This is a genomic window from Streptomyces sp. GbtcB7 (assembly GCF_019091445.1).
Classification (GTDB): domain Bacteria; phylum Actinomycetota; class Actinomycetes; order Streptomycetales; family Streptomycetaceae; genus Streptomyces; species Streptomyces mirabilis.
In genome coordinates, this window is the sequence record NZ_JAGXJM010000004.1 from 96,344 (window position 1) to 109,837 (window position 13,494).

Sequence of the window (13,494 nt, forward strand, 5' to 3'; positions counted from 1 at the left end):
GCGCGGTCCCGGGACGGCCCAGGGATGCTCATGACCGCACCGGAGACCACGAGCACCACCTTGTAAGCCTGTCGTTCCAGGCTTGGAGAGTCCCCGGCTCGGCGGCGCATCTCGACTGCGGCGAACCGGTGTTGACCCTGGTTGACCGTCCGATGTGGCACGGCCTGTGGCGCGCGCCGACGGCCGCCTTCGGAGATCGGTCACGGCCGCCACCGACACCGCCACCTGCCGTCGCAATGGCCAGCTCTGGTCCTCCTGGTGTTCGCGACGCTCGCGATCATCCGTCCTTGCCGGCGAGCTGGTCGAGCCGGGGGTTCGCAGGCGGCGCAGGTCGGAATACCGCGGGTGGGAGCCAGGGGGCCGGGACCTGGCCGTTCACCGACGGCGCCGACAGCCGACCTGTCACTGGTTCAACGGGCTTGGCGCGGGCGGTTCGTAGTCGTTCGGTCACTTCTTGTCGCCATCGGGCGTCATCCCGTGCGGAGTCGGGGGAAGAAGCACACTCTGGTAGTAGGGGCCGAGGCCCGTATCAGGGGCTGGGGCCCGCCTCGGAGGTGATCGCAATGACACAGATGACACAGCCGCAACCGGCCGCCGCGCAGGCACGGACCGCTGTCGGCTGGCACGTCGAGATCGAGTTCGAGGAGGACGACCACCGCACCCGCGCCGCCGCTCTCCTCCGGCTCCCCGACGGGAACGAGGTACGCGCTCACGGGTACGCGAGCCGCCACCCCTCCGACTCCAACCAGCCGAGAGTCGGCGAGGAGGTCGCGGGCGCGCGGGCGCTCAACGAACTGGCGATGAAGCTGTTGACCAAGGCGCACGACGAGATCGACGAGGCGTCGGGGAGGACCTCGCATCCGCTGAGGTGAGTCACCTCGCATCGGCTGAGGTGAGCCTTCGCGACAGGGGCGGGGTGGGGCCGACAGGGGTGGCGTGTGGCCGACCAGGGCAGGGTGGGCCTGGCGCATGCTGTTCTCAGTGATCCGGTCCGCATCCCCGTCCCACCCCGAAGGACGCCCATGCCCAAGAAGATCATCATCGACTGCGACCCCGGGCTCGACGACGCCATCGCCATCCTGCTCGCCGCCGGGAACCCCGACGTCGAGATCGTCGCCATCACGACCGTCGCGGGCAACCAGACCATCGAGAAGGTCACCCTGAACGCCCGGCAGGTCTGCACCCTGGCGGGCCTGCGCGGCGTACCGGTCGCGGCCGGCGCCGCCGGTCCCCTCGTCCGGGACCAGACCCTCGCCGCCGAGATCCACGGGGACACCGGAATGGACGGCCCCGCCTTCATCCCTCCGGCCGTGGAGACCGACCCCCGGCACGCCGTCGATCTGATCATCGAGACGGTCCTCGCCCACCCCGGTGAGATCACCCTCGTCCCCACCGCGCCCCTGACCAACATCGCGCTGGCGCTGCGCCGGGAGCCCCGTATCGCCGAACTGGTCAAGGAGGTCGTCCTGATGGGCGGGTCGTACACCCGCGGCAACATCACACCGGCGGCCGAGTTCAACGTCCACGCCGACCCCGAGGCGGCCGCGGTCGTCTTCTCGGCGGGCTGGCCCCTGACCATGGTCGGCCTCGATCTGACGGCACAGGCCGCCGCCACACCTGAACTGCTGTCCCGTATCGGGGCGTTGGGCACACCCGTGTCCCGGTTCGTCGTCGACCTCCTCGACCACTACAACGCCAACGTCGGCAAGGTGCACGGCGCGATGGCCACCATCCACGACGCGTGCGCGGTCGGCCGGGCCATCGACCCGAGCCTGATGGAGGTCACGCCGGCCCATGTCGAGGTCGAGCTGCGGGGTACGGCGACCTACGGCATGACGGTCACCGACTTCCGCGGCCGGTCCGGCCCGGCGAACACCTCCGTGGCGACGAAGCTGCACACCGAGCGCCTGTGGGACCTGCTCATCAGCTCGCTGGAAACCATCGCCGCGACCACCGCGCGGACCTCCGCGTAGCGGTACGTCGCGGACCTCCGCGTAGCGGTACGGGAGAGCGCTGGGCGTCACTCCCGGACACCCGCCAGTTCCACCGCCCGGCGCCGCAGGGCGAGTGCGGCGGGGATGACGGACCAGACGACGGCCGTCACCGCGCAGGCGCCGAGGACCGCACCGACGGCCGTCCAGGGGAGCTCGATCGTGGTCGGGGCCGACAGCAGACCCAGGGCGCTCCACATGCCCAGCAGGTTGAGCCCCGCGACGAGGAGCCCCAGTACTCCTCCGACCGCGACGACCGTCAGCGCCTCGGCGCCCACCAGCCGGAGCACCTGCCACCGGGTGGCTCCGGCCAGGCGCAGCACGGCCAGGTCGCGCACCCGGTCGGAGGTCGCCATGACCATGGTGTTGGCCAGGGAGATGCCGGTGTAGAGGAGGGCGATGCCCAGGACGAGCAGGAGGCCGAGCCGGGTCGTCCGGTTCGTCTCGGGGTGACTCGCGCGTACCCACTGGTCCTTGGTGAGGACCTGCCCGCCCGAGCTGTCCACCGCCGCGCGCAGTGCGGCGGCCACGGCGTGCGCGTCCGCACCGGCGGCGAGGGCGACGTCGACGCGGTCGACGGTCGCGCCCGGGGCGTTGCGCGAAGTGACGTACACACCGTTGTCGCCGGTGCCGGTGGTCATCACCGCGGCGATCCGCAGCGACTTCCTCGTGCCGTCGCCGAGCCACACCCACACCCGCTGCCCCACGGTATGACGCTGCCACTCCCGGTTGACGATGAGGGAGTCGTCGTCGAGGTCGCTCGTCCTCCCGGCCTCGACCGGCAGCCGGGTGGTGGCGGCGAGCGGTCCGGGATCCGCCGCGCGCGCCTCGGACTTGGCCAGTGACACGCCGTCCTCCAGAACGTAGACGGCGCTCGACGCGGTCGCGGACACCTCCGCGCCGGACACCTCGCGCAGCCCGCGCAGGGTGGCCGCGTCGAAGCCCGCTCCGCTCGCCGGGGTGACGACGAAGGCGGCGGCCGTCTGCCGGCGCGTCTCGTCGGCCTTCGCCTCGTTCAGGGTCGCGGTGGCGCCCAGCAGCGAGCCGGCCAGGGCGACGGTGACCAGGACCGGCGCCGCGATCGCGGCGGTGCGGCGCACACCTGCGGCGGCGTTCTCCCGGACCAGCATGCCGCCGGCGCCGGGGAGTCGGGCCGGGAGCCAGGCGATCAGCCGGGTCAGCGGGCGCACCACGACCGGCGCGAGCAGGGCGACGGCGGTGATCAGCAGCATCGGCCGGCTCACGTAGGTCTTCCGGTGCAGCAGTTCGCCCGGGTCCCCGACCAGGGCCAGGACCAGGGTCACGGCGGCGGTCGCCAGCAGGACCAGGCCGGACAACCGTCGGCCCCGGGTCATCGCCCTGGTGTCAACCGAGGCCTCGCCCAGCGCCTGGACGGGGGCCGTGCGGCCCGCCCGCCAGGAGGCGGCCACCACACCGCACAGCGCGACGAACAGGCCCGTCCAGAAGGCCAGGTGGTACGGCCAGGTGGCGTCGCCGATGGTGAACCAGCGCGGCGCGAGCCCGCCGTCGACCATCCGTGCGGCCAGCCGTGGCGCACCGTACGCGCCCAGCACGCATCCCGTGGCCGAGGCGAGCACGCCCACCACCAGGGCCTCGGCGAGGACCATCCGGCGGATCTGTCCCGGGGTCGCCCCGGCCGTACGCAGCAGCCCGAACTCTCGGCGCCGTTGAGCGACCGCGAAGGCGAAGGTCGAGGCCACCACGAAGACCGACACGAACCCGGTGACACCGCCGGCTGTGCCGAACATGGCGTTCATGGCGGTGAGCGCCTCGCTGTCCCGGTCCGGGTCCGCGTCGGCGTGACGGCGCGCGTCGCCGGTGAGGACCTGGACGCCCGTGCTGCCGCGCACCGCCTCACGCACGGCCGCCGCGTCGGCGTCCACGACGAGCTGGACACTGCGGGGCGAGAGTGCGGCGGCGCGCTCGTCGGCGTAGAAGACGGCGTTCTCGAAGCCGCGTCGGGCGACTGCGCCGCTGACTCGTCCAGTGGCACCGACCCGTTCGGTGGCGCCGGTCCGTCCAGTGGCCACAACCCGTCCGGTGACTACGACCCTTCCGGTGCCGACCACCCGTACGGTGCCGACCACCCGTACCGTTCCGCGATCGGTCCGTACGCGCTCCCCCGGCTTCGCCCAGTCGCCGCTGACGACGACCTCGTCGGCCGCCCGGGGCGCGCGTCCCGCGTCGATCTCGTACGGGGCGAAGGCGGCGGTGGACCAGGGGTGGCCCACCAGGTCGCCGGGGCCGCCCCGGGCCCGTACGGCGAACGACCGGTCCTCGACGACGGTGCCGAGCTTCTTCAGCTTCGCGACGGCCCCGGCGGGCACGGCACGCGGCTGGGCGAGCTTGTGCACCCGGACGCCGTTCGCGGTGGGCACGCGCAGGGTGTCGGCCCCTTTGACCACGACCGGCGCGGCGGCGAACCGCTCGGGTTTCCCGTCGGGCGCGTTCAGTGACGAGGCGAGGGACAGGCCCATCACCGCGATGAGCGCGACGCCCAGCGCGAGCGCGACGAAGCTGCCGACGAAGGTGACCCAGCGGGCGCGCAGGGTGCGCAGGGCGACGCTCAGCACGGCGCGGCCTCCAGCTTGGTCATGCGCGCGGCGATGTCCTCGGCGCCGGCACCGGCCACCTCGCCGTCGACCCGTCCGTCGACGAGGAAGACCACGCGGTCGGCGTACGCGGCGGCCACCGGGTCGTGGGTGACCATGACGATCGTCCGGCGTTCGTCGTCGACCATGGCGCGCAGCAGGCTCAGTACCTCTCGGCCGGTCCGCGAGTCGAGGGCGCCGGTCGGCTCGTCGCCGAAGAGCACCTCGGGGCGGGTGATCAGGGCGCGGGCCAGGGCGACGCGTTGCTGCTGACCGCCGGACAGCTCCGCCGGCCGGTGCCGCGCCCGGTCCCCCAGGCCGACCTGTTCGAGCACCTCGCGCACCCGGGCCCTGGCGGGGCGACGGCCCGCGAGTCGCAGGGGCAGCGCCACGTTCTGCTCGGCGGTCAGGGACGGCAGTAGGTTGAACGCCTGGAAGACGAACCCGATGCGTTCTCGTCGCAAGAGGGTCAGCTTGGTCTCGCTCAGCTTCGTCAGATCGGTACCGCCCAAGGTGACCGACCCCGACGTGGGGCGGTCCAGCCCGGCCGCGCACTGCAGCAGGGTCGACTTGCCCGAGCCGGAGGGGCCCATGACGGCGGTGAAGGTTCCCCCGCGGAAGGCGAGCGAGACCTCGTCGAGTGCCGTCAGCACGCCGTCGCCCGCCCCGTACCGCCTACTGACGGAGTGCAACTGGATCGCGTCGATGTTCATGGCTTCACGAAACCGTGTGGGGGTACCGCGACGCAGTGCGGCGGAAGCGAGACTCGGGGTAGGGCCAGGCATACCCCCGGTCCGCCCCCTGCCCCGATGGCACCGCCCGGGGCGGCCCTTCTACGGTGACGCCCATGCACCCCCGGCCCATGAACCGTCAACTTATGAACCGTCAGCCCACGCACCCCCGCCCGTCGCACCCTCCGCCTCCGCGCCCCCGGAACGTCTGGCAGGCCATGCCCCGGTCGGACTTCCTGCTGTCGTCGTGGCCGTGGCGTTCGGCCGGATACCTGCTCACCGGCGTCCTGACCGGCGCTGCCGCCCTCGTGGGAATCGTGATCACGGTAGCCGCGGGCGGCGTCCTCGCCCTCGTGCTGGTGGGGCTTCCGCTGCTGCTCCTCGCAGCCCTCTCCGGTCTCCCGGTGACCTGGGTGGAGCGGCACAGGCTGCGTCTGATCGACCGGGACCCGGCCCCCGACCGGCATCGGGTGCCCGAGGCGGGAGGTCTGCGGTCCTGGCTGACGACGCGGCTGAGGGAGTCGGTGACATGGCGGGAGTTGGGGTACGCGCTGCTCTTCGCGGGGCTGCTGTGGCCGGTCGACGCCCTCGTGATCACGGTCGCCCTGCTCGCCCCGCTGTCCATGGCCGCGACCCCGCTGCTGATGGCCACGGCCGGCGACGGCCGGGAGACCAAGGTGCTCAAGCAGTGGACGGTCACCACCTGGCCGACGGCCTTCGGCACAGCCGTGCTGGGGCTCGTCCTCCTCGCGCTCGGTGCCTACGTCCTGGGGGTCACGGCCGGCGCACGAGCGGAACTGACGCGTGTGCTGATCGCGCCGCGCGAGGGCGACCTGGGAGCGAAGGTCGCCGAACTGGCCCGTTCACGCGTCCGGTTGGTGGACGCCTTCGAGGCGGAGCGGCGGCGCATCGAGCGCGATCTGCACGACGGGGCTCAACAGCGCCTGGTGGCCCTGACGATGACGCTCGGCCTGGCCCGTCTGGACGCACCGCCCGGGCCCCTCGCCGACCAGCTCGCCACGGCCCACGAGGAGGCGGGCAGGGCACTCGCGGAGTTGCGCGAACTCATCCACGGCATCCACCCCAAGGTCCTCACGGACTACGGCCTCCAGGCAGCGGTCGCGGACGCCGCGGACCGCTCCACGGTCCCGGTCGACATCGACGGCCTGGAACTGCCCGGCCGGCTGCCCCGGGCGGTCGAGGCCGCCGCGTACTTCGTGGTCTGCGAAGCCCTCGCCAACGTCGCCAGGCACAGCGGGGCGAGCCGCGCGGCGGTGAGCGGGGAGCACCGCGACGGGCGTCTGTTCCTTCAGGTGCGTGACGACGGCCGTGGGGGCGCGGACGCCAAAGCCGGCAGCGGGCTGACCGGACTCGCGGACCGGGTGTCGGTGCTGGATGGCAGACTCTCCCTGTCCAGTCCGCGGGGCGGACCGACCCTGTTGCGTGTGGAGTTTCCTTGCGAACGGACCGATCGCTCCGCGTAGTTCTGGCCGAGGACAGCGTGTTGCTGCGGGAGGGGCTCGTCGGCCTGCTCACCCGCTGCGGCCACGAGGTGGTCGCGGCCGTCGGGGACGCCACGGCTCTGGTCGCCGCGGTCGAGGAGCACGCACCCGACATCGTCGTGACGGACGTACGCATGCCCCCCGCGTTCGAGGACGAGGGGCTGCACGCGGCGGTGCGGCTGCGCGAGAAGCGGCCCACGCTGCCGGTCCTGGTGCTCAGCCAGTACGTGCAGCGGACGTACGCCTCGGAACTGCTGGACACCGGCGACGGATCGGGGATCGGCTATCTGCTGAAGGACCGGGTGGGGCAGGTCGAGGAGTTCGTGGACGCCCTGTGCGAGGTCGCGGACGGCGGCACGGTCGTCGACCCCGAAGTCGTACGCCAACTGCTGCGCCGCCGCCGCGACCCGCTGGAGCGGCTCACCCCGCGTGAGCGTGAGGTCCTGGCGCTGATCGCGGAGGGCAGGTCGAACGGCGCGATCGCCCGCGAACTGGTGGTGTCCGAGGCGGCCGTGGGCAAGCACATCGGCAGCATCCTCGCCAAGTTGGACCTGCCTCCGGCCGACGCGACCCATCGCAGGGTGCTGGCGGTCCTGGCCTATCTGCGCGCGTGACGGCCCGGACGGTGAGGACCTGGATGCTCAGGGGGAGAGCAGCGCGCCGAGGTCTTGTTTCGGCCCGATTGTCCACACCGCGAGCGTAGGCGTGTCACACGGCCTCGCCTGGCGCACCACCGAGGTCACACTCACTCAGGTCCAATCAGCCGGCCGATGACTCGGCGGGCTGGACTGACCTGCTGTTTCGCCATGGATGGGGGCCGTGTCCCGGCCCGCGCCGCGGATACCACTCCCAGCCACGTGAGGTCCCTCGCGGACCTTCGGCTCAGAGGCTCGCTCCGCCGCCCAGCAACCGGGCGAGTGCGCTCACCGTCCCGTCGATCTCGCGGGCGCACTCGTACAGCACGGAGTGGGGCCTCCCCCACGGGTCCGAGATGTCGTCCTCGGCCGGCGGGACCGGGGCGACGGCACCCCGACGGCCGGCGGTGGCCGCGACCACGACGTCGAAACCGTCCACGACCGGCGGGACTTGCCCCTCCGGTACGTCGCCATGCGTGGTCGCCGTACCTTTCCCGCCCCGCACCGTGTCGACTCTCCCCACAGCGAGACGTACGAACTCCTTCAGGGTGAAGCAGCGCCGCAGCGCCGTCGGCACGAGCCGTACGGCGGCCTCCCGGTGTTCGTGCGCGAGCCCGAGGACCAGTGCTGCTTCCGCGACGAGCTGTGCGGTGAGCGGGCGGGCCGCGAAGCCGGAGCCGTCACCGCCCAGTTCCTCCAGCACCGACCTGGTGGAGGCCTCCATACCGGACCAGGGCCGCGCCTGCGTTCCGGCGCTCTCCGGCCGTACGGCCGAACCGGGCGGAAGCCTCGCGGCCAGCAGCCGCTCGGCGAGCACCGAGCGGTGCACGTTGCCCGTGCAGACGAACAGGACCCGGGTCATTTCCCGCCCGCGAGACGTGTCGCCGCGGCGGCCTCCTTCCCGGGGTCCGACACACGAGGAGCGGGCAGCTCGCCGTACGACCCGTAGGTGCCGTAGCGATCGCCCCTGGGCACCGGAGCCATGTTGAAGACGGTGCCGAGGACGCGGACACCCACGCGGTCCAGCGATTCCGCGGCGGTGCGGACCTGATCCCGGCTGGTCTTCGCGGCGCGGACGACGAGCAACGCACCCTGGGCGAAGGAGGCGAGTCCGAGGGTGTCGGCGACCGGCAGCAGCGGCGCGGTGTCGACGATCACGACCTCGTAGGTGTCCGCCAGTTCGCGCAGCACCTCTTCCATCCGCGCCGAGGCGAGCAGCTCCGTGGGGTTCGGCGGTACGGCGCCGCTGGCGAGAACCGAGAGCCGGCCGCCGACCTGCTGCATCACGTCCTCGATACGGGCCTGTCCGATGAGCACGGTGGTCAGACCGGCGTCCTGGACGAGACCGAAGGTCGAGGCCACGCACGGTCGACGCAGGTCGCCGTCCACGAGGCAGGTGGAGAGACCTGTCTCGGCGAGCGAGAGGGCGAGGTTCACCGCGGTGTTGGTCTTGCCCTCACCGGGCACCGAACTCGTCACCACGATGATCCGGGGCGGGTCGTCGACCTGCGAGAACTGCAGGTTGGTGCGCAGCTTGCGGAAGGCCTCGGCGCGGTGGGAGTGCCCGTCGGCGCTGACGAGCGGTTGCCTGGCGGCGTTCCTGTCGTACGGGATGGTGCCGAGACCCGGCAGCTCGGTGAACTCGCCCAGCGCCTCGCTGGTCTTGAGCGTGGTGTCGAGGGTCTCGCGCAGGGCGACGAGTCCGGCACCGAGCAACAGGCCGCCGAACACTCCTGCGGCCAGGTTCAGCAGCGGGCGGGGCGAGACCGGACCGACGGGGGCGACGGCCTCCTGGGTGACGCCCAGGGAGACGGGTGAGCTGCCGTCGCCCGTACGGCTGCTTCGGGACCGCTCCGAGCCGGGCGCGCGCTTGGGCGCCTCCAGTCGCTCGACGACCGCGCTGAACCGCTGCGCCACGGCGTTGGCGATGCGCGCCGCCCGCTCGGGCTCGGTGTCCCGGACGGTGATGTCGATGAGCACGGTGTTGAGCGGGGCGACGGCGGTGATCCGGGACGCCAGTTCCTCCGGGGTGGTGCGCAGCCGCAGCTCCTTCACCACTGGCCGGGTCACCTGACGGGTGGTCACGATCGCGGCGTACGACTGCACGCGCGCCTCCGAGAAGCTCTGCCCCTGGTTCAGCTGGGCGGTGTCCTCGCTGGTGCGGGTGGCGACAAAGAGCTGTGTCCTCGCCTCGTAGACGGGTGTGCTGAAGCTCGTCGCGGCGAGCGCCGCCCCGATCGCGAGAACCAGACAGACCACAACGGTCGGCCAGCGTCTGGCAAGAGCCTTCAGGAATCCGTGGAGATCCAAGCTGCACCCCTCATGGGACCGAGGGAACCACCCGAAATGGAATGTTCTGTTCCCTATGTACGCAGCCGACGATAGGGACTCGCGCGTGTCAACCGGGGGAGCCACCCCTGTGTCGGTCCGCCGAACGTGGGCCATTGGGAAGCAAGCGCTCGACCATCCGGTGGCTTCTGGCCGACGTCACGCCAGTCGGTGCCTATATATCCCATTTATTCCATGTATCTAGATGGTTGGTACCCAAACCTTGCTCACGGCCGACGCTGCGGCTTGGCCCGGACTGAAGTCGAGGAGAGTCAAGAAGATGACGACATCGCCCAGATGGCGGGTTGCTCTGGCATCGGCAGCATCGGCTGCCGTGCTCGTCGCGGCACCGCTGGTGGGGGCGCAGACCGCCCATGCGCAGTACCCGCCACCGCCCCCGAGCCTCACCCTCAGCCGCACCACACTGCCCGCCGGAGGTGCACTGACCTTCCGCGGCACCGGGTTCGCCGCCAGACAGCTGGTCACCGCGTCGCTGTTCTCGCATGAAGTCGTCCTGGGCAGGTACAGGGCGGACGGGGGAGGAGTCGTCACAGGCAAGGTGACCATCCCCAAGCGCACCGCGCTGGGCCGCCACACGTTCAAACTGACCGCCCGCCACCCCAGCCTGACGCTTTCCGTCCGCATCAAGGTGCAGGGCAGGCTCGGTCGGCCAGGCAGCGAACCCAGCGGTTCGTGGAACCCCCATCACCGCCCGGGCCTCGCGGAAACAGGCAATGAAAAGGCCCTGGCGCTGGGCGGCGCCGCGGCGGGGCTGGTCGCGGCGGGCGGGGGCACGATGCTGGCCGTGCGCCGTCGCCGCAGTTCATGACGGAGCAGGACATCGGCACGGCGGAACCAAGGCGTCCCGGCCCCGGCCGAGACGCCTTCCGCACGCGCAGGCCCGGCCGCTCCCGCGAGGGGGCACCGGGCCGCCGCCGCGTGCTCAGGAACACCCTGCTGGCCGCCGCGGCGCTCCCCCTGGCCGGCGCCGTCTGGATCGGTGTCACCGGGCTGCTCGCCCGTTCGGAGTTGATCGCAGCCGGGCTGGACCTCGACGCGCTGCGGCAGTCGGTGGCGCCCGTGCCCGGCGCCGCCTCCGGTTCCGTGCCCACGTCCGCCCAGGAGCGGGAACGGGAGGTGCGTTCCGCAGCCGCCCACGCCGCTCGGGCGCATCGCCTCACCACCGGCCCGGCCTGGTACCCCGCAGCCGCGCTCCCCTTCTTCGGCGCCCCGGTCAGGACCGTACGCGGGGCCGCGTACGCGGCCGACCGGCTGGCCGGCGATGTGCTGTCCCCGCTGGTGCGAGCCCTGCCACCGGCCACGCCGGACGGCCGCGGTGACGGGATGTCCGAGGCCCTGATGACCTTGCAGAAGCACGCGCCGGAAGTCGCCCGGGCCGCCCGCGCCGCGGCCGAGGTGCAGGCCGACGTGCACGGGCTGCCCCGGTCCACCTGGTTGCCGGCGGCCGACCGGGCCCGGGCCGGGCTCGCGCGGCAGATCGACCGCCTCGGCCCGGTGATGACCGACGCCTCCCTGGCGGCCCGCGTCCTGCCGCCCCTGCTCGGCGCTGGAGGGGAACGGCGTTACTTCCTCGCGTTCCAGAACATCGCCGAGGCGCGTGGCACCGGGGGCGTTCCGGGGGCTTTCGCCGTGCTGTCGGCCGACCGGGGTCATCTGTCCTTCGAGCGCTTCGGCAACAACACCGAGATGGCCACGACGAAGACGGACCTCGACCTGGGAGCCGACTTCACGGCCCGGTACCAGGGCAGCGAGCCCACCCGCGTGTGGGCCAACTCCAACATGAGCCCGCACTTCCCCTACGCGGCCCGCATCTGGGCCGCGGCGTGGCGCGAACACACCGGCGAGCGCGTGGACGGCGTGTTCGCCGTCGATCCCGCCACGCTGAGCCGTTTGCTGCGCGTCACCGGCCCGGCCCGCATGGCGGGCGGCACCGAGCTGACCGCCGACAACGTCGTGGACCTCACCGAACGGGCCAGCTACGCGATGTACGACGACGTCGCCCGGCGCAAGGCGTTCTTCGTCGAGGCGGCCCGCGCCGCCGCCGGGCCCCTGATCTCCGCGACCGGCGACATGCGCCGGCTGCCCGCCCTGCTCGTCGCCCTGAACGACGCCCAGCGGGACGGACGGTTGAAGGTGTGGAGCGCGCATGCGGCGGAGCAACGTCTCCTCGAGTCGCGCCCCTACTCGGGCACGCTCCCGGAGACTCCCGGCCCCTTCGCGGGGCTGGTGGTGAACAACGCGGCCGGCGGCAAGCTGGACTACTACCTCGACCGGAGCCTGACCTGGGAAGCGGGCGCCTGCTCCGGCGGCGACCGTACGGTCACCGCAATCATGACCCTGACAAACCGGGCGCCGACCTCGGGCCTGCCCGACTACGTGACCATGAGGGGGGACTCCCCTCCCTACCGCACCCGGCCGGGTGACAACCGGCTCCTGGTGTCGTACTACGCGGGCGTCGGCGCCTCCCTGACCGGCGCCACCCTGGACGGCCGCCCTGCGCAGCTCGCGCCCGGCGTCGAACGCGGCCACTCCGTGTACACGCTGGACCTGGAACTGCCCGCCCACTCCAGCCGCACGCTGGTGCTGCACCTGCTGGAGCCGCACGCGGACGGCGCCCCGGTCCTTCTGCGGCAGTCCCTGGTGACGCCGCTGCAAGCCACCCTGAGACCGGGCGGTTCCTGCCGTGTCTGAGCGCCCGTGCCGCACCGGGGCGGCCGTGCTCGTGGGTGTCCTGCTGATCGCGTCGTGCGCGGCGGGAGAGCGCGCCCCGGACGATCCGGCAGGCGGGGCCGCGGGTGGGCGGCGGGTCGCCGCCCACCGGGTCGAGCACCTGCGGGTCAAGGTGCTCAAGACCTTTCCGCACGACCCGCGAGCGTTCACCCAGGGACTCGAGATGGCCGGCGACACGCTCTACGAAGGCACCGGCATCTCCGGCCGGTCCTCGGTACGGGCAGGGCCTTTGGGCAAGAAGCCCACGGTCCGCACGGCACTCCCCGCGCCCTTGTTCGGTGAGGGCATCACCGTGCTCGGCCGAACCCTGTGGCAGCTCACCTGGCGGAACCGGACCGCCATCGAGCGCGACGCCAGGACACTCAGGGAACTGCGTCGCGTCCCGTACCAGGACGACGGCTGGGGCGTGTGCCTCGAGCGGGCCCGGCGCCGACTGGTGACCAGCGACGGCTCGTCACGGCTGACGTTCCGTGACCCCAGGTCGCTCGCGAAGACGGGCGAGGTCGCCGTGACCGAAGGAGGCCGGCCGGTGACGGAGCTGAACGAGTTGGAGTGCGTCGGTGCCGCTGTGTATGCGAACGTGCTCTTCACCGACCGGATCGTGCGCATCGATCCCGTCACCGGAGCGGTGACGGCGAGCATCGACGCCTCGGGCCTGCTGCGCGACGACGAAGTCGTCCCGGGGTCCGCGCTGAACGGTATCGCGGCGGTCCCCGGCACGGATCAGTTCCTGATCACGGGGAAGTTCTGGCCCAGAATGTTCCGTGTGGTGTTGGTCTCGGGCTGACGAACGGGCGGCCCCGCGTATGCCAAGGCGCCTGGGCTCGTAGAGGTCCGCACGCCCCCGCGCGACCCTCCAGCGCCCTCCCGCAGAAGCGCCCTGCCGTGGACTCCTCGCCTCTCGGCCCAGGCCGTCTGCATATGCACATGGCATGGAGCTCTGC

The 13,494-nt window shown here is 72.3% G+C and carries 11 protein-coding genes; 7 read left to right on the forward strand and 4 right to left on the reverse strand.

Going from position 1 to position 13,494, the window contains the following annotated elements:
- Window positions 1-563 precede the first annotated feature (563 nt).
- Both KVT44_RS08375 and KVT44_RS08380 read left to right on the forward strand, forming a co-directional pair.
- On the forward strand, window positions 564-872 hold the full coding sequence (locus KVT44_RS08375; protein ID WP_229888807.1) for a DUF1876 domain-containing protein: 309 nt from the start codon (window positions 564-566) through the stop codon (window positions 870-872).
- Between the two features lie 150 nt (window positions 873-1,022).
- Window positions 1,023-1,973, forward strand: coding sequence for a nucleoside hydrolase (locus KVT44_RS08380; RefSeq protein WP_217566564.1), 951 nt, complete (start codon window positions 1,023-1,025; stop codon window positions 1,971-1,973).
- 47 nt (window positions 1,974-2,020) lie between these two features.
- Here the strand turns inward: KVT44_RS08380 and KVT44_RS08385 are convergent, their stop codons facing one another.
- Together KVT44_RS08385 and KVT44_RS08390 are read right to left on the reverse strand one after the other, a co-directional pair.
- Window positions 2,021-4,585, reverse strand: a complete 2,565-nt coding sequence (locus KVT44_RS08385) for an ABC transporter permease (protein WP_217566565.1) — start codon at window positions 4,583-4,585, stop codon at window positions 2,021-2,023.
- A complete protein-coding gene (locus KVT44_RS08390; RefSeq protein ID WP_217566566.1) occupies window positions 4,579-5,316 on the reverse strand; it encodes an ABC transporter ATP-binding protein in 738 nt (245 codons plus the stop codon). Before KVT44_RS08390 ends, KVT44_RS08385 begins: the two co-directional genes overlap by 7 nt.
- Window positions 5,317-5,552: 236 nt before the next feature.
- On the opposite strand from KVT44_RS08390, the gene KVT44_RS08395 reads away from it, so the two are divergent.
- Both KVT44_RS08395 and KVT44_RS08400 read left to right on the forward strand, forming a co-directional pair.
- Window positions 5,553-6,818, forward strand: coding sequence for a sensor histidine kinase (locus KVT44_RS08395; RefSeq protein ID WP_217566567.1), 1,266 nt, complete (start codon window positions 5,553-5,555; stop codon window positions 6,816-6,818).
- Complete coding sequence (locus KVT44_RS08400) at window positions 6,791-7,450, forward strand: response regulator transcription factor (RefSeq protein WP_190168931.1); 660 nt, start codon at window positions 6,791-6,793, stop codon at window positions 7,448-7,450. The genes KVT44_RS08395 and KVT44_RS08400 overlap by 28 nt, the downstream gene beginning before the upstream one ends.
- Before the next feature lie 268 nt (window positions 7,451-7,718).
- Here KVT44_RS08400 and KVT44_RS08405 read toward each other — a convergent pair whose 3' ends face one another.
- Both KVT44_RS08405 and KVT44_RS08410 read right to left on the reverse strand, forming a co-directional pair.
- Entirely contained in the window at window positions 7,719-8,333 is a 615-nt protein-coding gene (locus KVT44_RS08405; protein WP_217566568.1) for a low molecular weight phosphatase family protein, read from the reverse strand.
- Window positions 8,330-9,781 (reverse strand): polysaccharide biosynthesis tyrosine autokinase, encoded by a 1,452-nt coding sequence (locus KVT44_RS08410; protein ID WP_217566569.1) that lies wholly within the window; start codon window positions 9,779-9,781, stop codon window positions 8,330-8,332. Before KVT44_RS08410 ends, KVT44_RS08405 begins: the two co-directional genes overlap by 4 nt.
- 352 nt (window positions 9,782-10,133) lie before the next feature.
- On the opposite strand from KVT44_RS08410, the gene KVT44_RS08415 reads away from it, so the two are divergent.
- From KVT44_RS08415 to KVT44_RS08425, 3 genes are read left to right on the forward strand one after another with little or no spacing between them, the layout of a single operon-like run.
- A complete protein-coding gene (locus KVT44_RS08415) occupies window positions 10,134-10,628 on the forward strand; it encodes a hypothetical protein (protein WP_217566570.1) in 495 nt (164 codons plus the stop codon).
- Window positions 10,625-12,511 (forward strand): DUF4012 domain-containing protein, encoded by a 1,887-nt coding sequence (locus KVT44_RS08420; RefSeq protein WP_217566571.1) that lies wholly within the window; start codon window positions 10,625-10,627, stop codon window positions 12,509-12,511. Before KVT44_RS08415 ends, KVT44_RS08420 begins: the two co-directional genes overlap by 4 nt.
- A complete protein-coding gene (locus KVT44_RS08425; RefSeq protein ID WP_308313932.1) occupies window positions 12,504-13,337 on the forward strand; it encodes a glutaminyl-peptide cyclotransferase in 834 nt (277 codons plus the stop codon). Before KVT44_RS08420 ends, KVT44_RS08425 begins: the two co-directional genes overlap by 8 nt.
- Window positions 13,338-13,494: the final 157 nt, after the last annotated feature.